The organism is Embleya sp. NPDC056575 (assembly GCF_042793325.1).
Lineage (GTDB): Bacteria > Actinomycetota > Actinomycetes > Streptomycetales > Streptomycetaceae > Embleya.
In genome coordinates, this window is record NZ_JBHTVA010000044.1 from 40,122 (window position 1) to 66,712 (window position 26,591).

The window sequence follows — 26,591 nt, forward strand, 5'->3', positions numbered from 1 at the left end:
GGAGGATCGCTATGCGTCGACTGGGTGGAAGCGGCTTCGGGCCGCATTCATCCACGCGAACCCGTGGTGTGTGCGCTGCCCCCAACCCGCCGTCGTCGCCGCCCACTTCCGGCTCAGCCGGCGCCAACTCATCGACCAGGGCGCGACCGACCCGACGCGCCCGAGCGCTTGCGTCGCTGTGCGTGCGCCGGCAGTTCGACAGCCGGCGGGAGAAACGCCCGAGCATCGCTCAGGGTGCGAGTCCGGCCGACTCGGCGCGGCTCGGCCGGGCCCACCCCGGGCGGGCCCACGGGCACTCCCGGCGGCAGGGAGGCGGCTTCGCGCATGGCTCATCGAGCCGTTGCGGTGGGCACCTGCAACCGTCAACACTCGCACCCACGCCCCGGCTCGTCGGCTACTCGCTTCCTCCCGATCCTGCGTTACCAGGGCTCGAGATCCCAGAATTCGCCGTCAGATTTTTCTACCGCAAAGAACGTTCTTCCGTCGGGCCGGTAGACGGTGAATCGCCCACCCGAGTATCCGCAGTCATGCGTGTAGTCACCGACCGCAACGCTCGTCGAGAACTCCATGGCCAGCGCTGCTGCGAGGAGGCCGAGCTTCTCGCCATGAACAATCAGCGGGGAAGTGCCGTCGATGAGCGTCCGGTACCCACCTTCCTGCCGGATGATGTCCAGGCTTGTCGATTCCACCTGCCTCTTCGGTGGTAGATCCAGCCAATCGCCAAGCATGACCACGTTTTCGATCGGCGTCCGCAAATGCTTCGACAGCGCCGTGCGCAGTTCATCCCACGACAGGCTGTCCATGAAAGAGATCTCGAAGTTCTCAAGCATCCGGTCCCGCCACGATCCGTCCCGAGTCGGTGTTCGACAGCCATCCCGAATAAGCCGATCGCTCTCCCAACGCCGCACCCTCACGGCACGGGCCACCGCCTTGGAGATCACCGAACATGACCAGGACGGTACCCGCCTCCACCCACTCGCCTCACACCAACTCCAGACGAGACCACCGAAATACGCACTTTCACACCCACCCGGAACCCGGCCCTTCGGTGTTGATCGACTGCTGCGGCGATCCCGCTCCAACCGGCTCGGCGCACGAGAACGATGACCAGGTTCCGCCTGATGGCCGTGGCGCGTGATCCGTTGGCACTTCCGCGTTGTCCGGGCAGCAAAGCGCCCCATCACCCATGCCTAGGTGACGGGGCGTCAGAGGTGCCGTCAGGCGCGCAGCGAAGCCGTCAGGGCCGCCCACGAGGATGCACTGACAGCAAGGTGGCCAATGCTTAGGTCTTTGCTATCGCGCACCGCCGCGCCCCCCTTATCGAGTCCCGCCGCTTCGACACATTCATTTGTCGCCCCGCTGTGGCTACTCTTACGCCATTCACCTGCTACGACCTTTGATGAGAACACCATTCACCTCTACTGGAGTTTTGCGATTGCTTTCCGGATGGCAGTTTCGGATGCCTCCGGGTCCAGAGCCGAAGATCTGAGCTTGTCGTACACCAGGGTGTAGAAATCGGTTTCCGCCTGCTTCTCCACATAGAGAGAGCTCGTCAGATTCTCCAAGAAAACTACGTCGGTGTCCCCAACGAGCGGGAATCCGAAGATAATAAATGGGCCACTCATACCCGCGTGGGCACCGACGCTGATCGGCAGGATTTGAATGTCGACGTTGGGTCGTGCCGACAGTTCGAGCAGCCTGCCGAGTTGAGCTTGCATAACGAGCGGTCCGCCGACGGGAGTAATGATCGCCGGCTCGCAGATGATCGCGCTTACGCGAACAACGGGATCGACTTTCTCCAGCACACCCTGTCGCGCCATGCGGACTTCGAGAAGAGTTTCCGTTCTCGCCGGGTCGATAGCGGCCGGATTGGCAGAATGAACGGCCCGAGCATACTCTTCGGTCTGAAAGAGGCCCGGAACCAGGAGGGTTTGAAAGCCTCTGATATAGCTTGCGGCGGCTTCCAGCTCGATCACATCCGCATAGGACGAAGGCAGGGTATCGGTGTAGTCCTGCCACCAGCCACGCTTGGCACCTTCCCGAGCCAATGCTTCGAGCGTCGCTCGAACATCGGGATCATCCACGCCGTAAAGATTGAGCAGTTCCCGAACGTCACGGGCTCGAACCCCGGAACGCCCGTTCTCAATGCGGCTGATCTTGGTTTTATGGCACTCGAGGACTGCCGCAGCATCCTCGAGCGTGCGCGCCTCCCGCTCCCGCAGACGGCGCAGCTCGGACCCCAAGCGACGCCGACGCACTGTCGGGTTCTGCTCGATCGGCACCTACCCACCTCCCGTATGTGGGTCAGTCTGCCGTCTCGACGACACGGGAGACAGCGCGGAACTGACGTAGGACGTTCTCAAGTACATCTGTTGCACTTCAGCACTCGCTTGATGCACGCTACGTAAAGCGATGTCACCGCTACAGACTGGTGACCCTGGGGCTTGCCGCGCCCTGCCGAGCGGCTGGTTCGTCGCGCCTTGAACTGCCCCGGCGTCGGTCTCGATCGCACGTGGTCCCGGCGCCGGGGCGCATGCTCTGGAAGGAAGAGGCATGACGAAGTCGAAGCATCCGCCCGGTGCGGACGGAGAAGCGGTCGCGATCGTCACAACGAGCGAACTTTTCCCGCGTGAGCGCCCGTTGCCGTTGCGGTGCGCCGTCGGTGATCGGGTCGCCCCGCTGCCCGGACACTACCGGCGGGAGACCCTGCTCGCCCCGATCGTGAATCGATTCGCCGCGCCCCTGCTCGGACACGTCGCCGAACACGGCTGGACCGTGCTCCTGTTCGGCTTCGTCAAGGGCGGGCAAGCCGACCTGTCACCCGGACACACCGATCTCGGGTACCTGTCGGCGACGTTGCGGGAAGTTCAACAGATCCGCCCGCCACACGGCTTGGCGCTGCCGACGCTCGCCGACCAGTGGACCAAGTACCTGGACGGCGACCAACGCTCGTTGTTGTCCGGCAATCACTTGCTGCACAACGACCTCGTTCCGTCGAACGTGATGCTCCGGCGCGCCGGGTACGGCGATCAGGTCGTGCTGGTCGACTGGGGCCGCGCCGTGCTCGGTCCCGCGTGGGCGGAGTACGCCGGCCTTTACATGTGGCTGCTGTTCAGCGGACACAACCCGGCGCAGGCCCGAGCGTGGCTGGCCCGGTTCCCGGCGTGGCGCATGGCGAGTCGAGCGGCCATCCGCGCCTACGTGGCCGGGGCGACCGCCGAATGCGCCGACAGCCCCGAACACGTCGCACGCTGGGTATCGCTGCTCGATGAGTAACGGCCCGGCCGTGACCCACAAATGAAAAGGCCCCGGCGACCGCTGGAACGGTCCCGGGATTGACCGACGGCTAACCCCTAGACAGGAGCCGACGACGTGACCCACCTTATCGCTGCCATTTTCGGATGGCTGCGCCGACTGCCCACCCCGCCGAAGTCGGCCGGAATGCATGCCCGGACCGCCGAACCGCAGCGCCCCCGCCCCGGCAGCCCCACGAACCCGACGCCGCAAACCCCGCCCCAATGGCGCGACTTCGTACCGCCCACCCCCGCCGACGACAACCCGCCCATGCAGGATTCGGCGACGGTCGTCCCGCCTTACCTGATGACGCCGGAAGAACTCGCCGCACGGCGCCGGCAATCCGCCGAAGCAAAAGCGGCCGAAGAACAGCGACGAGCGGAAGGACGGCGCGCCGAACTCGCCGAAGCCACGACCTGGCCCGTCCATGACTGGACCGTCGCGGCGCGCGCGGCGGGAGTGATGGCGTGACGCTCCTGCGCCCCCGGCATTCCACTACTGCGACGCCTGCCCCACCCCAACCGGAGCGGATCGGTCCACGCGCAACCGCCACCCCGCAGGGACCTGGACGACCCGCCGGCGGGAGCGGAGCCGCTCTACCCCTTATGGGTATTCGCCGTCCCGCGACCGGCGGGCAGGCACAGCATGGATACCGACTCGACAACTCGGGAGGTACGACGATGGCTGAACACGGGAAGCCCGGCAACGACGGGGACGGCAAGACCCCCCACCGTGACAAGGACGGCCAATGGCCGAAGGACAAGCCGATCCCGTCGAACGACCCCACCGACCCGAAGGACAAGAACAAGTGACGGACACACGTCCCGCGTGGGATCGCGTGTTCGCGGACACACCCCGTCGCCCGTACATCCCCGAAGTGGTGTGGGCAGGCGACGACGACGCACGGATCGACCGCGGCACCGACCCGAGCGCATGGGAGGAAGCCGTAGCGGCGGACATCCCGCTCGTTACTCAGGTGGACGACGGGACCGACGCCGGTCACATGATCCCCACGTCGTCCGTGTCCATGCCGTTCCTCGTGCGACTCATGCTCGAACAGCTCGACCCGAACGCCGATGACAACGTGCTCGAAATCGGCACGGGAAGCGGCTGGTCGACAGCGCTGTTGGCCACGGCGCTGACGCGCGGCCGGGTGACGTCGATCGAGATCGATCCGCTCGTTGCCGACCAAGCCCGCGCGGCCTTGTTCGCCTGCGACTTCGAACCGACGCTGATCGTCGGCGACGGCTTGCGGGGGCACAAGGAAGGCGCACCGTACGACCGCCTCATTGCGACCATGGCGGTTCAGCGCGTGCCTTACGAGTGGGTAGAGCAGGTACGCCCCGGCGGGGTGATCGTGACGCCTTGGGGCACGCCGTACAACAACAGCGGGCTGTTGCGGTTGGTCGTCGCGGACGACGGCACGGCGAGCGGCCGGTTCATCGGCAATGCCGCGTTCATGTTCGCTCGGTCGCAGCGTCGCCGGTTCGAGGACCGGCGATTGGTTGGTGACGTCATCGCGGACCCGGACACGGCTCGGGTACGACATACGGCAATGGACCCGCGACCCATCCGGGAGGAACACGCGGACTTCGCGATCGGGTTGCGATTGCCCGAGGTAGAGCACCGGACATTCTTCGGGTCGGGCGACCGGGCCGAAGAGTTCACGGTCTGGTACGCCGACGGGACGTCATGGGCAGCCATCGACTACAAGCCCGGTGTGGACTCCTTCGAGGTGAACGAGTCCGGCCCCCGTGATCTGTGGGCGGAAATCGAAGCCGCGTACGAAGCGTGGTGTGCCCAAGGCGAACCCACTCGCGAACAGCACGGGGTCACCGTGACCCGTGACGGTCAGTCGACGTGGCTCGACGGGCCGAACGGCCGAGTGGAAATCAAACCGGCGTCCGGCGCCTAGCACCGTGTCAGCGCCGGCCCGAAGCAACACGGGTCGGGGCTGACCGACCCTGGCCTTCGGCGTCTTCGTCGCGTGCCGGCACGAACGTTCCTCGCTGTGGTTTCGTCTCGACGTGGCCGACCTCACGCACGATCGCAACCGCGGACCCAGCCCAGCCACGCCGGACCGGGCCGAAAGCACTCGGTCCGCGAAATCCAGCCCGTCCGGCGTTTGAGGACACTCGGCCGAAGGCCGGGTCGGATCGCGCCGGCGGTTGGGCGCGGCGACCTTTGGGGTAGCCGGACGTCCCTCGCCCGGGGGACCCGGCGGCGGTCCGGCGGGGGACGACCCCGCGCGGCTGTGCGGCAAGGGTGGGCGTACCCCGCCCGAACCCGAGTCCGGAGGTCGTCGTGGCCCCTTCCCTCCCCACACCCATCGCCGAACCGGCCCCGCCCGCATGGGCGCCGGCCGCGGCCGTGGCCGCGGCGGTGTACGCCGTCGTCCAGGTGACGTGGGCCGCGACCGGCACGGCCGTGCCGTGGAAGGCCCACTCCGCACACCCGGCCGCGGTCCAGTACGCCCTCGCACTGGTGGCCCTGCTCGCCGGCACCGCGGCCTGCCTCGCTCCGCGCACGCGGCGAGCGCCCCGCGCCGTCGCCGGCGTCCTGCTCGGCGCCATCCCCGTCCTGGGCTTCGGCATGGCCCCATTGCCCGCCTATCTGGTCACGATCACCGCCGGCGCGGGCGTGGAAAGCGCGACCGGCCTGGCCCACGTCCTGCTCAGCACGATCCTCACCACCACACTCGCCTTCACCGCCCTCACCCACCACCGGCGGTCCACCGGCCCCTGCCCCGACTGCGGCCGAGCCCACGTCACCGCAGCAGCCGATGCCCCGTTGCTGCGCCCCGCACCGTCGATCGCGTCCCGGCGCACCCGGCGCACCGCGTTCCTCCTGACCACCGGCCTCCTGCCGTGGGTGGCTGTGAAGACCGTCTGGACTCTGGGCGGGGACGCCCTCGGCATCACCGCCGAACGCTGGAAGGCCTCACACGCCGACGACTCCCGGGCGGTGCGCGCACTGGCCGACGTGGGTGTCGACGCGACCGTACTGGCCGCCTGCGTGGCCCTCTTCCTCATCGCCGGGCTGCTGTACCCGTGGGGGCAGCGCTTCCCACGTCCACTGCCGTGGCTGGGCGGCCGTCGCGTGCCCCGACTCCTGCCACTGGTGCCGGCGGCGATCACCGCGTTCGGGCTCGCCCTGTACGGCGTGCTGCTGTCGGTGTACGCCCCCCTCGCCGCGCTCGACCTGCTCCCCACCCCCGATCCGGACCCGGTCATCGGCGGCACCCGCTCCGGCACCCTGTGGCTGATCGCCTTCGGCGGCGCCGCGTTCGGCGGCCTGGGCTTCGCGCTCGCGGTGGCCGCCCGGTCGTACGCCGCCCGCACCCGGCCGCGCTGTACGCCCGCGTCCCCCTATGCGCCGGGCCCGAACGGTCAACCCGCGTAGACGAGTTCGGCGTGCAGGTCGAGGGTGGCCAGGCGGCTCACACCGAAGCTGTTGCCGTACGTCAGGCCCGCCTCGAAGCGGTCCACCGTCCCGGTCGCCCGGACCGTGGCGACCGTGCCGGACGTCCGCACCGTGTGCGTGGTCAGCGTGATCGGCGTGGCCCGACCCCGAATCGTGAGCAGCCCGCGGATCACCCACAGGCCGCCCCCGCCCGGCCGCGCCGGCTCGGTGCTCGCGAACAGCACGTCGGGGTGGCTCTCGGCGTCCAGGAAGTCGGGGTTGCGGACATGCGCGTCCCGCTTGCGATTGCCGGTGGTGAACCCGGCCGCGTCCATTCGGGCGCGCACCTCGGTCGGCTCGCCGTCGGGACCCACCGACACCGTCGCCTCATGGATCGGGAACGCCCCGCGCACCGAAAGAACCAGGAAGTTCTTCACCGCGAAGGCGGCCCGGCTGCGCTGCGGATCGACGGTCCACAGACCCGGTCGGATGGTCGGGGTCGCGGAGGTGGGCGCGGTCATGGCGACGGCCTTTCACGGGCGGCTGCGGAAGCGCGGGGGGCGGTCCCGGGATCGCTCGGCGCGTCGATCCACCTCCAGCGTAGAACGAATGAGTTCCGGAACTCAAGAGTTCCGATACCGACCGCGCGGGGCGGCCCGCCGGATCGCGATCCGAAGGTGGGATTCTGGGAGAACCGCCGCGACGACCCATGACGGCGGGACGAAAGCCACGAGCACCACGAGCAGCACGAGGAGGCGGCCATGCCCGACACCGAGGTCGACGGGCCCGTCGGTCCCGCCGCGCCGCTCGACAACGGTGCGCTGCGGCGGCCCGCCGTCGCTCCGGCCGGGCGTGGTGGGCGACCGCGCGACGCGTACCGCGACGCCGAGATCATGCGTGCCGCGCTGGACGTGCTGATCGAGCAGGGCTACGACCGGCTCACGATGGACGCCGTGGCCACCCGGGCCCGGGCCGGCAAGGCGACGCTGTACCGGCGCTGGCCCTCCAAGGAGGCGTTGATCGCCGAGGCCGCGCTGTGTGCCGGCGCGGACGCCGAGGAGCCGGTCCCGGACACCGGGACGCTGCGCGGCGACCTGATCGCGATGCTGGCCGACACCGCCGACCACATCGACGAGGCGCACGCGCGCGCCGTGGTCGCGCTGCTGCCGATCCTGCCCGGCAATCCCGAACTGGCCCGCGTCGTACGCGAACGCTTCGTCACCCAGTGGCAGGTCGTCCTGCAACCGCTGCTCGCGCGCGGACGCGAGCGCGGCGAGGTGCATCCGGACCGGGATCCGGACCTGCTCGCCCTGGTCCTGCCGTCGATGGCCTTCTATCAGACCGTCTTCGCCGAACACCCGGTCGACGCGGCCGTGTTGATCCGCCTGATCGACGAAATCCTGCTGCCCCTGGCGGCGACGCCCCCGCACCGGTGACCCGCGGGCCCGGTGACCCGCACGCCCGGCCCGGGGCCCGCGGGGCCGGGCGGCCCCGATCGTGCCCGCCCGGCCCCACGTTGTGATCGATCAGCCCGTCCGCGACGCCCCCGATCCCGCCAACTGCCGGTCCGCCGCCGCCTGGATGGCGTCCTTGTCGCCGATCTCCACGTCCGGGACCGCGTCGGGCAGCACGTCCTCCATCCGACTCAGCGGCCGGTACGCCAGCCCCAACAGGCCCCACACGCCCAGGGTCAGACCGACCAGAACCAGCAACAGCCCCGTACCGCGCCCCGGTCCCGTGCCCAGGATCGGTCCCAGCGACCCGGCGAGCGCACCGTCGGAGCGCAGCAGCGGCTCGAACACCCGATCCGCCAGCGGCCCGGCGGTCAGGAAGCCCAGCGGCATCATGGACATCGCCAGCATCTGATTGGTGGCCAGCACCCGGCCCTGCAACTCCATCCCGACCTTGGTCTGGATCAGCGCCATCCAGTGCGAGTTGAGGATCATCAGCGCCGCCCACAACACGAACAGTCCGACCGCGACGAAGACCGGCTCGGGCCGACTGCCCGCGAACACCGCGGCCACGCCCACCACCGAGGTGAAGCCGATCATCCCGGTGGCCCGCCGCGCGGTCCCGCCCCACAGGGCCATCACCAGCGCACCGAGCACCGCGCCGATCCCGCCGACCGCGGTGACCACGCCCAGCGTCACCGCCGAACCGTCGGCCAGCACCATCGGGGTCACCAGCACGGTGGCCACCGCGAAGAGGTAGTTGAACACCACGAAGAAGACCACCATCGCGACCAGTCCGCGCCGCCGCACGATGTAGCGCCAGCCCGTCACCACCTCGCGCAGCAGCGGTTCCTCGCGCTTTTCGAACAGCGTGTCCGGGAAGCGCACCCGCAGCAGCACGGTGACCCCGACCAGGAACGTCGCCATGTCGAACAACACCACGCCGTGCAGCCCGACCGCCGCGACCAGCACGCCGCCGGCCAGCGCGGCGAGCATGTCGCCCGATCCGGTGCCCAGTTGGGCCAGCCCGTTGGCCTGGCCGAGGTAGCGCTTGGGCACCAGCTGGGCGATCGCCGCGATGTAGGCGGGCCGTTGGAAGGCGTTGCAGACCGACCCGACGCAGGCGACCACGTATACGTGCCACAGGTCGAGATATCCGGTCCACAACAGCACGCCGAGCGAGAGCATCGCGGCGGCGGCCGCGGTATCGGTGACGATCATGATGCGCCGCCGGTCCATCCGGTCCGCCACCGCCCCGGCGATCGGCAGCAGCAACACCGCGGGCAGCACCGCCGCCACCGAGATCATCGCGAAGTCGAAGGCGGATCCGGTCCGCAGGTAGACCCAGACACCGAGCGCGAACGTGGACAGCGCGGTGCCGATCATCGACACGAACTGCCCGCCGGCCACCTTGGCGAACGTGGCCAGATTCGGTCGGGCCGCCGCCGGTCGCGCGGACGGGAGTTCGGTCGTCGGCGCCGGCCCGGCCGACCACCGGCCGAGCAACCGGGCCAACTCGCCCGCCTGGTGCTTGAGGAAGTAGTGCCCCGCCTTCGGGATCACCGCGAGTTCGACGCGCGGTCCGAAGTGCTCCCATTCCGCGTAGCGTTCCTCGTACAGCAGGGTCGCCCGGTCCTTGTCGCCGACCACGCACAGGATCGGCGCGGCCACCGGCACGGGCCGATCGTCGCCGTAGGCGCGGGTGTAGAAGTCCTCGGCCTGGCGCACGTCGTGTCGCAACGCCCGGATCAGGAACCGCTGTTCGGCCTCGTCGTAAACGTCGGTGAAGCCGCCCATCGCGCGCAGGTAGTCGAGGTAGGCCCGGTCGGACAACATGCGGTCGCCGGGCAGCCGCGCGGCCACCCACGCCGCGAGCCGGCCCGGGAGCCGCGCGGCGGGGAAGGTGCCGCCGAGCGCCAGGCCGCGCAGTTCGGCGCCGGCCGCCTCCAGGCGCGCGGCCAGGGCGGTGGCCAACGCGCCGCCCAGGCAGTGCCCGTAGAGCAGGATCGGCCCCTGGATCCGAGCGAGGATCTGCGCGGTCAACCGGTCGGCCAGCGCGTCCAGTTGCTCGGGATCCTCGTCGGGCCGGCCCGGATCGTGTCCCGGCAGTTCCACCGCGTACAGCCGGTGTCCGGCCGGCAGCGCGTCGGCGAGCGGTTGGAAGGTGATCGCACTGCCGCCGCCGTACGGAACGCAGACCAGGGACAAGGTGGTCGGCCCCGCGTCCCGGGTGAGCCGGTGCAGCAGCGAACGATCCCCCTCGTCGGGTTCGGGGCCGTCGGCGCGTCGGTCGATCAGGGCGGCGAGTTCGCCCACCACGGGATGCTGGAACAGGTCGATGATGGACAGGCCCCGCCCGATCGCACGCACCGCGCGGACGGCGGAGAAGCTGTCCCCGCCCAGCGCGAAGAAGTCGTCACCGGCGCCGATGTCGCCGGTGCCGAGCACGTCGGCGAAGGTGGCGGCCACGGCCTGTTCGGTGGCCGTGGCGGGCTCGACACGGGTGTCCGGGGCGGGTGCGAGGTCGGGTTCGGGCAGGGCCGCGCGGTCCACCTTGCCGTTGGGGGTCAGGGGCAGCGCGGACAGCACCACGACCGCCGAGGGGACCATGTAGTCGGGCAGGCGGGTACGTACGGCGGCGCGAATCGTGGGACCGTCGAGGGCGGTTCGGGCCGCCTGCACGGCGGGTTCGACGACCACGTAGCCCACCAGCTTGCGGGCCGCGCCCTCGCCGCGGGCCACCACGACCGCCTCGCGCACCCCCGGCAGCGCGCCGAGTTCGGCCTCCACCTCGCCGATCTCGACCCGGAAGCCCCGGATCTTGACCTGGTGGTCGGCCCGGCCCAGGAACTCGATCAGGCCGTCGGGGCGCCGCCGGACCAGGTCGCCGGTGCGGTACGCACGGCGCCCGTCGAGGTCGACGAAACGCTCCGCGGTCGACGCGGCCGGCCCGAGATAGCCCCGGGCCACCCCCGCGCCGGTCACGTACAACTCGCCCGGCACGCCGACGGGAAGCGGTCGGCGCAGCGGGTCGAGCACGTGCGCGCCGACGTTGCCGAACGGCAGCCCCAGCGGCGCGCTCGCCGCGCCGGCGGGCACCTCGGTGACGGGTGCGCCGAGCATCGAGACGGTGGTCTCCGTCGGCCCGTAGTGGTTGTGCACGGTCAACTCCGGTCGGGCCGCCCGGATCCGGTCGAGCAGTTCGGCGCGGAGCGGTTCGCCCGCGCAGATCAGCAGCTCGCGCGGCAGCGCGTCGGCGAACCGGGCGCCGACCGCGGCCAGTCCCTCCAGGTGACTGGGTACCAGCTTCATCGCATCGATGCGATGCGCCGTCAGATACGCGGCGAACGCGTCCGGGTCGGTGGCCTGGTCCCGGGTGAGCAGGTGCAGGCAGCCGCCCGAGGTGAGCGCGCCGAACACGTTGGTCGTGCCGAGGTCGGCGGCGAAGGTGGACACCAGTGCCCAGTTCCACGGCCGGCCGTCGGCCGCCCGGCCGGGCCGTGTTCGCTCGTGCAGCCCGTACAGGTAGTTGAGGTAGTTGCGGTGCTCGACCGCCACCGCCTTGGGGGTGCCGGTGGAGCCGGAGGTGAACAGCACGTAGCACAGATCCGTGGCGGCGACCGGTGTCGGCGGGACGGCCGGGTCCGGGACCGGGTCGGCGGGGGCGACCGGGGCCGGGGTGACCGGGTCGGGGGCGACGACCGGCAGGGTGTCGCCGACGCGGGCGCGCAGATCGGCGGTGGCGACCACGGCGACGGCGTCGGCGGCGGTGAGGAGCGAGCGGACGCGGTCGTCGGGGTAGAGCGGGTCGAGCGGCAGATAGGCGCCGCCGGCCTTGAGGATGCCGAGCATGCCGACGATCAGCGCGGCCGAGCGCTCCACGAACAGCCCGACGACACGGTTCGGGCCGACCCCCAGGGCGGTCAGCCGCCGGGCCAAGACCGCCGCGCGGGCGTCCAGTTCCGCGTAGGTGAGCGTTTCGTCGGCGCCGCGCACCGCCGGTCGGTCCGGGGTGGCGCGGGCCTGGTCCTCGATCAGGCCGTGCAGGGTGCCGGCGGTGTCCCACGCGCGTGCGGTGTCGTTCCATCCGGCGAGCGCGCTCTCCTCGGCGGCGGTGAGCAACGGCAGTTCGGCCACCGGCCGTTCCGGGTCGGCCGCCATCGCGTCCAGGACGGTGGCGAGGTGGCCGAAGGTGCGCCGGATGGTGGACTCGTCGTAGAGCGCGCTGCGCCAGACCAGGTCGGCGCGCAACTCGTCGGCGGGTCCGGTGTCCAGCACCGCGATCGCCAGGTCGAACTTCGCGGCGCCGGTGTACGTGTCGCGCCACTCGACCTCGACGCCGGGCAGCGTGGGATGTACGGAGGTCTGGTTGTGCACGTTCAGCAGTACCTGGAACAGCGGCGTGTAGGCGAGTTCGCGTTCGAGGTCGAGCGCGTCGACGAGTCGGTCGAAGGGCAGTTCCTGGCGGGCGAACGCGGCGAGGGTCCCCTCCCGGACCCGGTCGAGCAGTTCGCGCACGCTCGGTTCGCCCGACAGATCGGTGCGCATCGCGAGGGTGTTGACGAAGCAGCCGATCATCGTGTCGGTGCTGCGGTGGGTGCGTCCGGCCACCGGGCTGCCGACGGTCACGTCGGTGCCGCCGTTGTACCGGGCGAGCACCACCTGGAGGGCGGTCAGCAGCACCATGTACGTGGTGGTGCCGGTGCGTTCGGCCAAGGCCCGGACGCGGCGCGAGCGGTCCGCGCCGAGGGTGACCTGGATGCGCTCGCCCGTGGTGTCGGCCACGGCCGGACGCGGTCGGTCGGTGGGGACGGTGATCGTGGCGGGCGCGCCGCGCAGCCGGTCCAGCCACCAGGCGCGCTGCCGGTCGAGTTCGGCGGCGAGGGTGGTCTCCTGGCGGTAGGCGACGTCGGCGTACTGGACCGGCAGGGGCGGCAGTTCGGGTTCGCGGCCGGCGAGGCGGGCGGTGTACGCGGCGGTCAGCTCGCGGAACAGCACGCCCACCGACCAGGCGTCGGCCGCGATGTGGTGCAGCACCACGCTCAGTACGTAGCGGTCGTCGGAGCGTAACAGGGCGGCCCGGATGGGCGGTTCCTCGGCCAGGTCGAAGGGTTGCCGGGCCTCCGCGGCGAGCCGGTCCGGTACGTCCGACTCCGGCAGGTCGACGACGGGCATCGCGAACCGGTCGACGGCCAGGACGGTGGGCAACACGTGGCCGTCCACGCTGGGGTACACCGTGCGCAGCACCTCGTGCCGCGCCACCACGTCGGTGAGCGCGGCGCCGAGCGCGGCCTCGTCGGGGCGGCCGGTCAGGCGCAGCACGAGCGGCATGTTGTACGCCGCGCCGTCGGGTTCGTACTGGGCCAGGAACCACATCCGGCGTTGCGCGGCGGACAGCGGCGTGGGCACGTCGGCGGGCCTGGGGACCAACTCGGTCCGGGGTGTGGCCGATCGGGCCCGGGCCAGTCGGCGGCGCAGGTGTTCGCGGCGGGCGCGCTCCGGGTCCCGGTCGGGGTCGGGGCGCGTGGTCAGGATCTCCTCGGAGTCGGTCATCGTACGTCCCGCACACTCGGGTCGGAGTATTCGGTCGGGCCGGCGTGCTCGACGACGTCCGGATGGTCGTCGAACTCTCCGGGGTCCTGCGGTTCGGCCATCAGGATGTCCTCGATCCGGCGGGCCATCGCGGCCAGGCTCGGCGCCTCGAAGACGACGCGCAGCGGGAAGGTGATCTCGAAGCGCTCCTCGACCATGGCCGCCATCCGCAGTGCCTGGAGCGAGTTGCCGCCCAGGCCCAGGAACCGGTCGTCGCGGCCGATCCGCGCCGGCCCGAGCAGTTCGTGCCAGATCTCGGCCAGGATCTCCTCGCAGTCGCCCTCGGGTGGCGCGCCGCTGCCGCCGGGGCGCGGCTCCGGCAGGGCCTTCCGGTCGATCTTTCCGGCAGGGGTCAGCGGCAGCGCGTCGAGCGGGATCAGCACGCCGGGGATCAGGTGTCGGGGCAGCCGTTCGGCGAGCGCGGCGGTCAACTCCGCGGCGTCGAACGGGGTTTGCGAGACGACGTAGCCGACCAGGGTGGGCCCGGCGGGCGCGTCCCACACGCTCGCGACGGCGGTGGTCACCTCGGGCAGTGCGGTCAACCCCGCCTCCACCTCGCCCAGTTCGATCCGGAAGCCGCGCAGCTTGACCTGGTGGTCGGCCCGGCCGTGGAATTCGAGCGATCCGTCGCGGCGGCGGCAGGCGATGTCGCCGGTGCGGTACATCAGCGCGCCGGGCGGGCCGAAGGGGTCGTGGACGAAACGTTCCGCTGTGGTTTCGGCGTTGCCGAGATAGCCCAGCGCGACGCCGGCGCCGGCGATGCACAACTCGCCGGGCGCGTTGACGGGTGCGGGGCGGCCGGCCGGGTCCAGCACGTACACCCGGGTGTTGTCGATCGGCGTGCCGATCGGGACCACGCGCAGCGCCGCGTGGGTGCGCTCGACGCGCAGCAGGGTGGACCAGACCGTGGTCTCGGTCGGGCCGTACATGTTCCACACCCGCGCGCAGCGGTCGAGCAGCGCGCCGGCCAGGTCGCCGGTCAGCGCCTCGCCGCCGCAGAGCGCGACCAGGCCGGGGCGGCCGGGCCAGTGCGCCTCCAGGAGCATGCGCCATGTGGCCGGGGTGGCCTGGCACACCGTCACCTCGCGGCGGTCGAGCCAGTCGGCCAGCCGGCGGCCGTCGGCGCTCGTCTCGCGGTCGGCGATCTCCACCCGCGCGCCGACCACGAGCGGCAACCACAGTTCCAGGGCGGCGATGTCGAAGGTGAGCGTGGTGACGGCGGCCATCGTGTCGGCGGCGGTCAGTCCGGGTTCGCGGGCCATCGAGAGCAGGAAGTTGACGATGGCGCGGTGCGGGACGGCGACCGCCTTGGGGCGGCCGGTGGAGCCGGAGGTGTGGATGAGGTACGCCGGGTCCTCGGCCTCGATGCCCGGGTCCGGGGTGGCGGCGGGGGCGAGGCGGACCTCGTCGCCGTCCACGAGGACCACGTCGTAGCCGGGGTCCGCCAACAGCGGCACCCCGGCCGCGTGCGCGCTCTCCCCGACGATCAGGGTGACCTTGGCGTCGTCGAGCAGTGCCCGGTTGCGGGCGATCGGCTGGTCGGTGTCGATCGGCAGGTAGGCGGCGCCGGTACGCAACACGGCCAGGAGCGCGGCGGGCAGCAGGTGGCTGCGGGGCATGGCGACCGCCACGCGGGTGCCGCGCTCGGCGCCGTAGTAGCGCAGGGTGCGGGCCAACCGGTCGGCGAGGGCGTCCAGTTCGTTGTAGGTGAGGGTGCCGGTCGCGGCGGAGACGGCGATCGTGTCCGGGGTGCGGGCGATCCGCGCGGCGATCAGATCGGGCAGGGACACGTCGGGGCGCGCGGTCGGGGCGGGGTTGGCGGCCTCGACCACCCGCGTGTATTCGGCCGGATCGAGCATGATCGTTTCAGCGATCGGCCGGTCGGGCGCGGCCAGGCCCTCGGCGAGGATCGCCATCAGGTGGTCGACGATCGCCGCGATCGAGGCCGCGTCGTAGCGTCCGGTGCGGTATTCCACGGACAGCAGCGGCCCGCTCGCCGGGAACTCGACGAACATCGACAGGTCGGTCTTGGCCCCGCCGTTGCACATCTCCTCCAGGAACTCCAGGGTCAGGCCCGGAAGTTCGACCGCGGCGCCCGGATGATTCTGCACCGCGAGCAGCAGTTGGGACACGGGTGTGGAGGTGTCGGCGCCGGCCACGCCCGCGAAGCGCAGCTGCTCCAGGTAGGGCAGCGCGCTGTGGTCGAGCGCGTCGAGCACGATCGGGCGCAGTCGGTGCACCAGCTCGCGGAACGAGTCGCTGCCGTGGACCCCAAAGCGCAGCGGCACCGTGTTCAGCAACGGGCCGACCACATCCTCCAGTTCCGGCAGCGGGCGGACCGCGAACGGGGTGAGCACGGCCTGGTCGGTGCGGCCGGTGTAGCGGTTCACCAGGATGCCGAGGGCGGCGAGCATGGCCATGTACAGGCTGGCCCCCTCACCGGCCGCCCACTCCTCGGCGGCGCGTACGAGGCCGGCGTCGAGGCGGCGGGCGAACCGGGCCCCGCTCGGGTCGAACGGGTCGGCGTGGGTGCGATCGCCGGGGATGTACTGCTCCGGGCCCAGGTCGGCCAGCCGGGCGGCCCAGCGGCGTGCCTCGTCCTCGTGCGCGTCGGCGTACCGGCGCTCCCAGGCGGCCACGTCGCGGTACTGGAGCGCGGGTTCGGCGAGCGGCAGGCCCTGATAGGCCCGGGCCAGGTCGTTCAGGAGCAGCCCGATCGACCAGCCGTCCATCGCGATGTGGTGGATCACCAGCAGCAGTTCGTACCGGTCCGCGCCGGTGCGCACGGCGACCGCGCGCAACAACCGGCCCTCGACCCGGTCCAGCGGCCGGCGCGCGTACGGGCGCAGCGCCGCCTCGACCTGTGCGGGGTCCGCGTCCGGCAGGTCGAGCAGCGGCACCTCGACCGGGTAGGGCGGTCGAATCTCGGCCACCGGCGCGCCGGCCCGGAACATCAGCGCGGTGCGCAACACCTCGTGCCGCCGCACCACTTCGCCCAAGGCTCGACTCAGTTCGAGCGGATCCAGCGCGCCGGTGGCCCGGATCCGCAGCGGTACGTTGTACAACGCGCTGCCGGGGGCGACCAGTTCGTGCGTGGCGAACTCGCGCTGGACGGTGCCCACCAGGACGGGGGTGTGCGGGTCGCGGTACGGCGGTTCGACCCGGGGCCCGGTCGAGCCCGGTTCGGCCCGTTCGACCCTTTCGGCCACGGCGGCGGGGGTGGGCAGGGCGAAGAAGGTGTCGAGCGGGACGCGGATCCCGAACTCCCGCTCGACGCGGGCCAGCAGCCCGACGGCCAGGAGCGAGTTGCCGCCGGCGTCGAGGAAGGGGTCGTGCACGCCGACGCGGGGCACGCCGAGCACGTCCTGGAAGATCGCCACGACGCGGGTCTCGGTGGCTGTGCGGGGGCCGACGAACTCGGCGGCCACGAAACGGGATCGGGTGGCCTCGGGCAGCGCCTTGCGGTCGATCTTGCCGTTGAGGGTGAGCGGCAGCTCCGGGAGCAGGGAAACGGCGTCGGGGAGCATGTAGGCGGGAAGCCGGGTGAGGCAGTGGGCGCGCAGGTCGGCGGGACCGGCGGCGGTCGCCGCAGCGCCCGGCCCGGCCGCGGTCGTCCCGGCGGCGGGCTGCACGAACGCCGCCAGGAACGGTCCCGCCGCGTCCTCGCGCAGCACCACGGCGGCGGCCTGGACTGTGGGGTGTCCGGTCAACACCGCCTCGATCTCGCCGAGTTCGATCCGAAAGCCGCGCAGCTTGACCTGCTGGTCGGCCCGGCCGTGATACTCTAGCGCGCCGTCGGGTCTGCGTCGCACCAGGTCACCGGTGCGGTAGCGGCGCTCCCCCGCCACCGTGACGAAGCGCTCGGCGGTCAGGTCGGGGCGGCCGTGATACCCCTGCGCGAGGCCGTCGCCCGCGAGGTACAGCTCGCCCGACTCGCCGTCCGCGACCGGTTCGCCGTCCTCGGCGTGTACGTGGGCGGTGGTGCCGGGGATCGGTACGCCGATCAGCGGTTCGGCCCGGTCCGCGCGGTCCACCACGGCCCAGGTGGAGTAGACGGTGTCCTCGGTCGGCCCGTACAGGTTGTACAGCAACTCGACCTGCGGGCACGCGTACACCTGGTCCGCGACCCGCCGCGACAGCGCCTCGCCGACCAGGTTGATCGTGCGGACCCCGGCCGGCAGTCCGGGACCGCGCAGCAGCGCGGCGATCGCGCTGGGCACGGTGTTGATCAGGGTGACCTCGTCCCGCGCGGGCGCGTCGGCGAGCGCGAGCACGTTCTCGACGAGGATCACCGTGCCGCCGACGGCGAGCGGGAAGAACAGTTCGTAGACGGAGATGTCGAAGCACACCGAGGTGGAGCACAACACCCCGCGAACCTGGTCGGGCCGATAGGTGCCGGCCGCCCAGCGCAACATCGCCACGACCCCGCGGTGGGTCACCCGGACACCCTTGGGCCGGCCGGTGGAGCCGGAGGTGTAGAGCACGTAGGCGAGATCGTCCGGGCCGGTCGCCGCGCGGGCGGGCGTCGGATCGGCGGGCGGCGGGCCGTCGACGTGCACGAGCCTGGTCGCGGCTTCGGCCAGGAGGTGTTCGTGGGCGTGGTCGGTGACCACGACGGGGGCCTGCGAGTCGCCGATCACCCACTCCAGCCGGTCGCGCGGGTACTCGGGGTCGAGCGGTACGTACGCGGCTCCGGCGCGGAGGATCGCGAGCAGGGTGGCGACCAGGTGGGGTGTGCGGGGCAGGCAGACCCCGACCAGGGTGCCCCTGGTCACCCCGGCCGCCGCGAGGCGCGCCCCGACCAGATCGGCCTGCTCGCCCAACTCGCGGTAGGAGACCCGGTGTTCGCCGGCGATCACCGCGATCGAGGCCGGCGTGTGCACGATTCGGGCGTCCACCGGAGCGGCCAGGGATGCGGCCGGATCCAGCTCGGGGAATGCGGTTGAACTCATCGACTCTCCTGAAGGGTCCTCATGCCGATTCGTGGTCGGCGACGCAGGCGATGTGCTCCCGGGGAGATCGTGGAGGAAGGATTTGACTGTGCCTAGCTTCTTCCCCCCACTACTTCGGGTTGGCCGAAAGCAGCCGTGGCACCGTCACGCCCGGAGGGCGGCGAACCGGGTCGAATCCGACCGTGCCGGCCGGCTTCGACGGGAGCAGGTGTATCGCGCGACGCTTGCGAAACGCTTGGCACACACCGGGGAGTCGGGGGGCCGGGGCTGCCTGGAAAGGAAGTGGGTCGGGGAAGGCGACCGCGGATGTGCGGGTGGCCTCGGGGTGGCCCGGGGCGGCTTCGGCAGGCTCGGGGCGTATGTGAGGTGATAGGCGGTTCGCCCGGCTGTCGGCTGCCGGACACCCGGCGGACCCGATCGTTGGTCCGGGCTTCAGGCGCGTGTGGTCGGCGGTTCGTCGGCGATCCCTACCGTTTCGGGCATGCCTGCACAGACACCCGCGTCACCGTTCCGGCTGCCTCGGCGGCACCGCTCCCGGCTCCGGGCCGGCGCCCTGGGCACCGCCCTGGGCCTGGCCGCGACCGCCGCGCTCGCCGGCGTCTCGGTCGCCGCCTCGACCGACTCGGCACAGGCCGCGCCCGCCGTCGGCGACGTGGTGGTCTCGGAGGACTTCGCCGGCCCCGCGCTGCCCGCCGGCTGGCGCGCGGTCGAGGGCGACTGGAAGGTCGAGAACGGCCGGCTGGTCGGTACGTCGGCCAACTCCGGTCAGCAGAGCCGGATCACCTTCGGCCGGCACCTGGAGGACTTCCGCTTCGAGGCGGTCGCCCGCTTCGAGAGCGCGGTCGACGCGGCCCGCTGGACCGCGTTCGGCCTGGACGTTCCGGCCACCGGGAACACGCCGTGGTCGATCGCCACCATGCGTACCGGCACCACCGCCGCCAACGGCCTCGAATTCGCCCAGCGCACCACCGCCAACGCCTGGAACGTCACCGACACCGGCTCGGCGCCGACCGCCGCCGGCACCGGCCGCGACGTACGGGTCGCGGTCGAGGTGCACGGCGGCCGGGCCCGACTGATCGTGGACGGGCGCGAGGCGCTGCGCACCACCCGGGTCCAGCGCTCCGCCGACGGCGGCCAGGCGCTCCTGGTCAACGGCGCGCGGGTCTCCTTCGACGACGTCAAGGTCACCACGCTCGCCCCGGAGGCCAACGCCTACCTGCGGGCACCGGGTGCGCCGATGTCGGTCGTCGCGCACCGGGGCGCGTCCTCCGCCGCGCCGGAGAACACGCTGATCTCGGACGAGACGGCCCGCCGGGCCGGCGCCGACTGGATCGAGAACGACGTACAGCCGAGCCTGGACGGCATCCCACACATCCTGCACGACGACACGGTGAACCGGACCACCGACGGCAAGGGCCGGATCCGCGACCTGACGGCTGCTCAACTCGCGGCCCTGGACGCCGGTTCGTGGTTCTCGCCGCTGCACACCGGGGCCCGGGTGCCGACGCTGCGCGCCCAGTTGGACGACCTGCGCACGCGCGGCGGCAACCTGCTCCTGGAGATCAAGGGCAAGCACACCAGGGACGAGGTGGCCCGCATCATCCGGGACATCAGGGACACCGGGATGAGCGGCCGGGTGTTCGTCCAGAGCTTCGAGGTCGACGCGCTGGAATTCACCCACGAGTTGGCGCCCGACCTGCCGCTGGGCCTGCTCCGCAGCGCCCTGGACGCGGACCCGGTCGCCCTGGCCAAGCGCCTCGACCTCAAGGCCTACAACCCCTCGGCCGGCGGCCTGGCCGCCCGCCCCGGCGTGGTCGCCGATCTGCATCGGGCCGGCGTCGCGGTGATGGTCTGGACGGTCGACGACGCCGCCGGGTGGAAGATTCTGGAGGCGGGCGGCGTGGACGCGGTGATCACGAACCGTCCGGCCGAACTCGCGGGCTGGAACGCGGCGTGGCGCCAGAACGGCACACCGCCGACGCCGGCCGCCCCGACGGTGCGCATCCTCGCCCCGGCCGCCGGAGCCCGCGTCGAGCGCGCGGCCTCCCCGGTGCCGGCGCTCGACACCACCGGCGCCGAGTCGGTGCGACTGACCCTGGACGGCACGGAGTTCGCGGCCGGCACCCCGATCGACACCACCGCCCTCCCCCTCGGCACACACACCCTGCGCGCCGAAGCCAAGGGTCCCGGCGGCACCACGACCGCGGAATCCACCTTCACGATCACCGCCACGCGCACCGGCCTGGCCCACCTGATCCTGACCTCCGGCGCCGACCGCGTCGCGGTGGCCACCTTGACCACCATGCTCGCCCACGACCAGTACCCCCAGCTGGCCAACTGGGCGGAGAACCAGTCCGGCCGCACCATCGCGGCCCCCAAGGCCCGACAGATCGCCGGCGACGCCCGCGCCCTGAGCTGACGAACACCGCCGCACACGTCGCGACCGCGGTGGACGCACAAGCGTCCACCGCGGTCGCGGTGTCGCCGTGAACCCGGGCGTGCCTGTGGCCGCGGGGCCGATGTCGGACCGTAGACTTCGGGGATGGGCGAGCGGTTTGTGGTCAGTGCGCTTGTGTTGCTGGTTCCCGATGTGGAACAGGTCGTCGAGCCCTGGCGGGAGCGGTACGACCCGCGCGTGGCCGAGGGCATTCCGGCGCATGTGACCGTGTTGTACCCGTGGTTGCCGCCCACGGAGATCGGCGCGGAGGACCTGGAGGCACTGGGCACGATCGCCGCCGCGCAGCCGGCGATGGAGCTGGTGTTCGAGCGAATCGGGCAGTTCCATCGGGGATTGTGGCTGGCCCCCGATCCGGCCGCGCCGGTGCTGCGCCTGATCGAGGCGGTGACCGACCGCTGGCCCGACTACCTCCCCTACGGCGGCGCCTACCTCGACGATCCGGACGACGTCGGACCGCACCTGACCGTCGCCCTCGGCCAGGACACCGAGGAACTGCGGGCCCTGGCCGAGGAGGTCACCACCCGCCTGCCCCTCACCGCCCGGGTCGCCGGACTCGACCTGGTGGTCGGCGACGAGAACGGCAACTGGTCCCTGCGCGAGTCCTTCCCCTTCGCCCCCCGAAGCACCCCGCCCCCCGGTTAGGGGCCCATCCGGCGGGAGTTGCCGAACGGGCCCCGGGTCCCGAGGGGGTTCAGGGTTTGAGCATGAACGTGAAGTCGGCGGAGAGTCTGCCGGTCAGTCGGACCGCGGAGACGACCTTTCCGTCCGCGATCAGTCGCTCGACCTCGGCTCGGGGCAGACCGCGACCTTCGGCGATCAGACGTACCGGCCGTACGGGTATCCGTGCCGCGAACCGGACCGCGACCTCGATCACCTCGCGGTCGGGGCGAGGCGTTCCGCCGGTGTCCAGGCGCCAGGCGTCGGTCCAGTCGAGGGCGATGCGATTGCGGCGCCGGACGAGCGGATCCTGGAGCAGTTCGGCCGCCAGGCCGAGGTCGTTGGCATGCAGCCGATCGAGCAGTTCGGGTCGTATGGAGCGCACGTTCGCTCGCTCCAGGACCGTCAGCCTGGCCGTTTGCCCACACGCGGTACAGAGCGCGAGGAGCCAGGCGTCGATGAGCTTGTGGTTTGCGTTGACGCGGAATTTGCCGTTCGCCCGCAGGTGCTCGGCCGCGCAGCCGTGGCAGCGGCGGAGCACGAGGGGCAGGCGGGTGGGCATGACCACCCAGGTTTCGAGCACAGGTGTACACCGGTTCCAGTGAGAAGACCGCAGCAAGAAGCGGCGCGGCGCAGATGCGCGACGCGCGACCGACAGCGCTCGGGGAATCTCACAGGGTGTACAACGGCACTTCCTTGCCTGGAGGACAGGTCGGCAGCACGGTAACGGCGCACGGCACCGCCGATCCACCGGTTTTCCGACGGCCTTCCGACGGCCTTGCGACGGGGTCCGTAGCGGCGGTCTAGCCGGCTGCCCGGGCCCTGCGTTGGCGCTTGGACAGCGGGGCCTGGGACAGGTCTTCGGCCTGGGCCCGGAGGTTCTTGTGGCCGTAGCCGCGGTCGGTCAGCCACCGCTCGGCCGCGGCCAGCGCCCGCTCCGTCGCCGGCACGATGTCCTCCTCCGCCTCGCCCGAGTCGACGAAGCGGAAGGTGAAGAACGGGCGCGCCGCCAGGTCGTAGGTCAGCTGCCCCTCGGGTGTGAAGGCCGCCCGCAGTACGTCGTGCTCGGCGGCCCGGGCGAGCAGTTCCGCCCGCTGCTCCTCGCTCAGTGCGTCGAAGGCGCCTCGGACGGTGATTCGGAAGGTGCGTTCGCTCATGGTCGAACCCTAGGCGGCGCCTCAACCGAATTTCGGCCGGAAGCCCGGCGACCCCCCGGGGGCTCAGCGCTCCTTCGTCCACGATCCCAGGACCATCAGCGTCTTGGTGCCGGTGACGTTTCCGTTGCGGCGCAGGTGGTCGATCACCTGTTGCAGGTGGGTGATGTCGCGGACCCGGACGTGGATCAGCGCGTCCGGATCGCCGGCGATCGTGTACACCGCCTGCACCTCGGGGGTGTCCGTGGCGGTGCGCACGATCTCGCTCACCGGCATGCTGCCCGGGTAGCGCAGTTCGGTGAACGCCTCGACGCCCCAGCCCAGCTTGGCGTGGTCGATCTGCACGGTGAAGCCGGTGATCACGCCCTCCTCGCGCAGCCGGTCCACCCGGCGCTTGACCGCCGCGACCGACAGGCCGATCTGCCCGGCCATCTCGGAGAAGGTGCGCCGCCCGTCCTCCCGCAACATGCGCAGGATGTTGTGGTCGATGCTGTCGATCTCGGCCATGCCCGACGCTCCCGTCCTCGGCGCTGCCCACGCAAAGCATCGAACCCGAGTCCGATCGGCAGGCAAGAATCTTGCGGCCTGTACCCGATCCGCCGCAAGGTGCTTGCGCCGACGACCGAACGGCCCACATCGCCGCCGATCCCCCCGGAGCCTTCCGGCTCCCGCCGCGCGGCCCGATACGCTTCCCGCCGGGACCCGAGAACCCGGGGACGACGACGCGTCGACCGGATCGGCGGGAGGGCTTCGCCATCATGCGCAGGACACAAGCGGATCACCAGGATCCCGAGGACGTCGGCGGCCCGACCCACCCACCGGGTCGCGGCCGGCGCAGCCACGGGAGCGACCGGCACGCGCCCGATCCGCCGCCCCGGGCGAACCACGGCCACGGCCACGCCCACGCGCACGGCCCCGCCTCCCCCGTCTCGACCCGGCTGCGGCGTCTGGTGGCCGCCGTACTCATTCCGTTCGCCGCCGCCGTGGTGGTCGGCCTCGTGGTGTTGTGGCCCAGCGGTACGCCCGCGCATCCGCGTACGGGCGTGGGCTTCGACCAGGAGACCCGGGACGGGCGCGTCACCAGGATCGAGGAGTTGCCCTGCGCCCAGGCGGACGCCGACGCCTTCGCCGCCGGCAGTGGCCACTCGGGCGACCCGGCCGGCTCCCCCGGCGCCGCCGCTCCCCCGCCGGACGCCACACCCGGCGGCGTCCCCTGGCCCCCACCCACCACCGCGCCCGGCTCGGCACCCCCGCCCGCCGACTGCCACCGCGCCACCATCGAGATCACCTCCGGCGCCGACAAGGGCCGCCGGGTCACCGAGGTGGTCCGGCCGGACCAGCTGCGCCGGTTCTCCGTCGGGCAGGGGGTGGTGCTCGCGTACGCCCCGGGCGCGCCCGAGGACCTGCGCTATTCGGTGATCGACGTCCGGCGCGGCCCGCCGATGTTGCTGCTCGCGGGCCTGTTCGCGGTCGCGGTGATCGTGGTCGGGCGGATGCGCGGGCTGACCGCCCTGATCGCGCTCGCGATCAGCTTCGCAGTGTTGTCCTTCTTCATCCTCCCGGCCATCCTGCACGGGTCGGATCCGCTGCTGGTCGCGGTCGTCGGCGGCAGCGCGATCATGTTCACGGCGCTGTACCTGTGTCACGGCATATCCGCGCGCACGTCGGTCGCGGTGGTCGGCACGCTGGTGTCGGTGGCCCTGATCGGGGTGTTGGGGAAGCTGTTCATCGGGTGGGCGCACCTGACCGGCAACACCTCCGACGAGACCGGTCTCGTACACGCGCTGTATCCGCACATCGAGTTGCACGGCCTGCTGTTGGCCGGCTTCATCATCGGTTCGCTGGGCGTACTCGACGATGTGACGGTCACTCAGACCTCGGCGGTGTGGGAACTCAAGCAGGCCGACCCGACCATGACGGCCCGTCGGCTGTACCGGGCGGGCATCCGGATCGGCCGCGACCACATCGCGTCGACGGTCAACACGCTGGTACTGGCCTACGCGGGCGCCGCGTTGCCGCTGATGTTGCTGTTCTCGATCGCGCGTCGGGACGTGCTGGACGTGGCCACCAGCGAGATCGTCGCGGAGGAGATCGCCCGCACACTGGTCGGCAGCATCGGCCTGGTCGCCTCGGTCCCGGTCACCACCGCACTGGCCGCGCTGCTCGCCGCGGCCGATCACGGGCCGCCCGGGCCGCCGACGAAGGGTGCCGCCGCGCCGGCCGTCACCGTACCGGCGCCCGCGTCCCGGGGCCGCCACCGGGGCCGCTGAGCGCGCGTGGGGCCTCGCGCAGGTCGGCGTGACGGACCCCCACCCTGGCCCGCCTCTCGCATTCGGGATATTGTCTCGAATATGAGAGACACCGCGGACGGGGACGCGACGGCGCCGGACCGCGCCGCCGCACGGGTCGAGGCGCGGCTGGCCGGTCGGCTCGCCGAACTCCGGTTGGAACGCGGCTGGTCGCTGGACGAGTTGGGGCGGCGGACGGACGTGAGCCGGTCCACCCTGTCCCGGCTGGAGCGCGGCGAGATCAGTCCGACGGCGGCGCTGCTCGGCCGGTTGTGCACGGCGTACGAACGGACCATGTCGCGGTTGCTGGCCGAGGTCGAGTCGGAGCCGCCGCAACTGGTGCGCGCCGACCGGCAGGAGGTGTGGCAGGACCGGACCTCGGGCTTCACCCGTCGATCGGTGTCCCCACCGCATCCGAGCCTGCGCGGCGAGGTCGTCGAGGGCACCCTGCGCCCCGGCGCGGACATCGCCTACGACGGCCCGTCCCTGCCCGGCCTCGAACACCACATCTGGGTGCTGGACGGCGTCCTGGAGGTCACCTCGGGCGGCCGGCCGCACGAGGTGCGTACCGGCGACTGCCTGCGCTACCGGTCGTGGGACCGCACACGCTTTCACAACCCGGGGCCCGAACCGGTCCGCTACGCCCTGTTGATCGTCCTGCCCTGACGGAGAGCCGCCTTGCACACCATCACCCGACTGACCGTCGACGACTTCCGCGCCGGCATCGCGGACTTGGCCGACCTCCTCGTCGACGTGGTCGCCGGCGGCTCCTCCGTCGGCTTCGTCGCCCCGCTCGACCATGCCGCGGCGGCGGCCTGGTGGCGCTCCCTGGACTCCGCCGTGGCCGACGGAAGCCGCCGGGTGTGGGCCGCCCGGGGGCCGAACGGCGTGGCCGGCACGGTCAGTCTCGTCCTGGAGCGGAAACCGAACAGCCGGCACCGGGCCGAGGTGGTCAAGCTCATGGTCCACGGCGACGCCCGGGGCCACGGACTCGGCCGGGCCCTGCTGCGCACCGCCGAACAGGGCGCCGCCGATGCAGGAAGCCGCCTGCTCCTGCTCGACACCGAGACCGAGAGCACCGCCGACCACCTGTACCGGACGGCCGGCTGGACCCGATACGGCCTGGTCCCGGACTATGCGAGCGACCCGGCCGGGAAGCTGCGGGACTGCACCTTCTACTACAAGCGCATCGCCTGAGCCCGAGCGGTTCGCGCCCGGTGAGTCCGCCGCCGATCGCCGGTCGCCGCCCCCGGACCGGTAACCCCCGCCCCGGTGTTGGGGCTGCCCCCAGTGCCCGGCCTGGGGGTCGCCGGATTCCGGCCGGGGGTCGAACTTCCCTACCT

The 26,591-nt window shown here is 71.8% G+C and carries 20 protein-coding genes; 11 read left to right on the forward strand and 9 right to left on the reverse strand.

Annotated elements, in window-relative coordinates:
• Nucleotides 1–419 precede the first annotated feature (419 nt).
• The 3 genes from ACFRCG_RS30540 to ACFRCG_RS30550 all read right to left on the reverse strand — a co-directional run bounded on the left by ACFRCG_RS30540 (nt 420) and on the right by ACFRCG_RS30550 (nt 2,282).
• Nucleotides 420–830 (reverse strand): hypothetical protein, encoded by a 411-nt coding sequence (locus tag ACFRCG_RS30540; RefSeq protein WP_380037356.1) that lies wholly within the window; start codon nt 828–830, stop codon nt 420–422.
• Between the two features lie 387 nt (nt 831–1,217).
• Nucleotides 1,218–1,412: a DUF397 domain-containing protein gene (locus ACFRCG_RS30545; protein ID WP_380037358.1), complete on the reverse strand. Its 195-nt coding sequence runs from the start codon at nt 1,410–1,412 to the stop codon at nt 1,218–1,220.
• A gap of 6 nt (nt 1,413–1,418) precedes the next feature.
• On the reverse strand, nt 1,419–2,282 hold the full coding sequence (locus tag ACFRCG_RS30550; protein WP_380037360.1) for a helix-turn-helix domain-containing protein: 864 nt from the start codon (nt 2,280–2,282) through the stop codon (nt 1,419–1,421).
• 271 nt (nt 2,283–2,553) lie between these two features.
• Between ACFRCG_RS30550 and ACFRCG_RS30555 the strand changes: the two genes are divergently transcribed.
• From ACFRCG_RS30555 to ACFRCG_RS30575, 5 genes are all read left to right on the forward strand, one after another.
• Nucleotides 2,554–3,276: a phosphotransferase family protein gene (locus ACFRCG_RS30555; protein WP_380037362.1), complete on the forward strand. Its 723-nt coding sequence runs from the start codon at nt 2,554–2,556 to the stop codon at nt 3,274–3,276.
• A 96-nt stretch (nt 3,277–3,372) separates the two neighbouring features.
• Nucleotides 3,373–3,765: a hypothetical protein gene (locus ACFRCG_RS30560; protein ID WP_380037364.1), complete on the forward strand. Its 393-nt coding sequence runs from the start codon at nt 3,373–3,375 to the stop codon at nt 3,763–3,765.
• 209 nt (nt 3,766–3,974) lie between these two features.
• Nucleotides 3,975–4,106 carry a hypothetical protein gene (locus ACFRCG_RS30565; protein WP_380037366.1) on the forward strand — a complete coding sequence of 44 codons (132 nt, stop codon included), beginning with the start codon at nt 3,975–3,977 and terminating at the stop codon, nt 4,104–4,106.
• Nucleotides 4,103–5,209: a hypothetical protein gene (locus tag ACFRCG_RS30570; protein ID WP_380037369.1), complete on the forward strand. Its 1,107-nt coding sequence runs from the start codon at nt 4,103–4,105 to the stop codon at nt 5,207–5,209. The genes ACFRCG_RS30565 and ACFRCG_RS30570 overlap by 4 nt, the downstream gene beginning before the upstream one ends.
• Before the next feature lie 389 nt (nt 5,210–5,598).
• Complete coding sequence (locus ACFRCG_RS30575) at nt 5,599–6,696, forward strand: hypothetical protein (RefSeq protein ID WP_380037371.1); 1,098 nt, start codon at nt 5,599–5,601, stop codon at nt 6,694–6,696.
• On the opposite strand, the gene ACFRCG_RS30580 is transcribed toward ACFRCG_RS30575, so the two are convergent.
• Nucleotides 6,684–7,217 carry a YceI family protein gene (locus tag ACFRCG_RS30580; protein WP_380037373.1) on the reverse strand — a complete coding sequence of 178 codons (534 nt, stop codon included), beginning with the start codon at nt 7,215–7,217 and terminating at the stop codon, nt 6,684–6,686. The two genes, ACFRCG_RS30575 and ACFRCG_RS30580, sit on opposite strands and share 13 nt — an antisense overlap.
• Nucleotides 7,218–7,457: 240 nt before the next feature.
• Here ACFRCG_RS30580 and ACFRCG_RS30585 point away from each other — a divergent pair, with 240 nt between their 5' ends.
• Nucleotides 7,458–8,132, forward strand: coding sequence for a TetR/AcrR family transcriptional regulator (locus tag ACFRCG_RS30585; RefSeq protein ID WP_380037375.1), 675 nt, complete (start codon nt 7,458–7,460; stop codon nt 8,130–8,132).
• 90 nt (nt 8,133–8,222) lie between these two features.
• Here the strand turns inward: ACFRCG_RS30585 and ACFRCG_RS30590 are convergent, their stop codons facing one another.
• Both ACFRCG_RS30590 and ACFRCG_RS30595 read right to left on the reverse strand, forming a co-directional pair.
• Entirely contained in the window at nt 8,223–13,700 is a 5,478-nt protein-coding gene (locus ACFRCG_RS30590) for an amino acid adenylation domain-containing protein (protein ID WP_380037377.1), read from the reverse strand.
• Nucleotides 13,697–18,691 carry an amino acid adenylation domain-containing protein gene (locus tag ACFRCG_RS30595; RefSeq protein ID WP_380037379.1) on the reverse strand — a complete coding sequence of 1,665 codons (4,995 nt, stop codon included), beginning with the start codon at nt 18,689–18,691 and terminating at the stop codon, nt 13,697–13,699. The genes ACFRCG_RS30590 and ACFRCG_RS30595 overlap by 4 nt, the downstream gene beginning before the upstream one ends.
• Nucleotides 18,692–19,172: 481 nt before the next feature.
• On the opposite strand from ACFRCG_RS30595, the gene ACFRCG_RS30600 reads away from it, so the two are divergent.
• Nucleotides 19,173–21,110 (forward strand): glycerophosphodiester phosphodiesterase family protein, encoded by a 1,938-nt coding sequence (locus ACFRCG_RS30600; protein WP_380037381.1) that lies wholly within the window; start codon nt 19,173–19,175, stop codon nt 21,108–21,110.
• Between the two features lie 123 nt (nt 21,111–21,233).
• A complete protein-coding gene (locus ACFRCG_RS30605) occupies nt 21,234–21,791 on the forward strand; it encodes a 2'-5' RNA ligase family protein (protein ID WP_380037383.1) in 558 nt (185 codons plus the stop codon).
• Between the two features lie 49 nt (nt 21,792–21,840).
• Here ACFRCG_RS30605 and ACFRCG_RS30610 read toward each other — a convergent pair whose 3' ends face one another.
• The 3 genes from ACFRCG_RS30610 to ACFRCG_RS30620 all read right to left on the reverse strand — a co-directional run bounded on the left by ACFRCG_RS30610 (nt 21,841) and on the right by ACFRCG_RS30620 (nt 23,467).
• Nucleotides 21,841–22,368, reverse strand: a complete 528-nt coding sequence (locus ACFRCG_RS30610; RefSeq protein ID WP_380037385.1) for a DUF1062 domain-containing protein — start codon at nt 22,366–22,368, stop codon at nt 21,841–21,843.
• A gap of 241 nt (nt 22,369–22,609) precedes the next feature.
• A complete protein-coding gene (locus ACFRCG_RS30615; RefSeq protein ID WP_380037387.1) occupies nt 22,610–22,963 on the reverse strand; it encodes a DUF6204 family protein in 354 nt (117 codons plus the stop codon).
• 63 nt (nt 22,964–23,026) lie between these two features.
• Nucleotides 23,027–23,467 carry an Lrp/AsnC family transcriptional regulator gene (locus ACFRCG_RS30620; RefSeq protein WP_126636947.1) on the reverse strand — a complete coding sequence of 147 codons (441 nt, stop codon included), beginning with the start codon at nt 23,465–23,467 and terminating at the stop codon, nt 23,027–23,029.
• A 251-nt stretch (nt 23,468–23,718) separates the two neighbouring features.
• On the opposite strand from ACFRCG_RS30620, the gene ACFRCG_RS30625 reads away from it, so the two are divergent.
• From ACFRCG_RS30625 to ACFRCG_RS30635, 3 genes are all read left to right on the forward strand, one after another.
• Nucleotides 23,719–25,230 (forward strand): YibE/F family protein, encoded by a 1,512-nt coding sequence (locus ACFRCG_RS30625; protein WP_380037389.1) that lies wholly within the window; start codon nt 23,719–23,721, stop codon nt 25,228–25,230.
• Nucleotides 25,231–25,311: 81 nt separating this feature from the next.
• Nucleotides 25,312–25,914, forward strand: a complete 603-nt coding sequence (locus ACFRCG_RS30630; protein WP_380037391.1) for a helix-turn-helix domain-containing protein — start codon at nt 25,312–25,314, stop codon at nt 25,912–25,914.
• A gap of 12 nt (nt 25,915–25,926) precedes the next feature.
• Complete coding sequence (locus ACFRCG_RS30635; RefSeq protein WP_380037394.1) at nt 25,927–26,445, forward strand: GNAT family N-acetyltransferase; 519 nt, start codon at nt 25,927–25,929, stop codon at nt 26,443–26,445.
• The last annotated feature ends 146 nt before the right edge of the window (nt 26,446–26,591 follow it).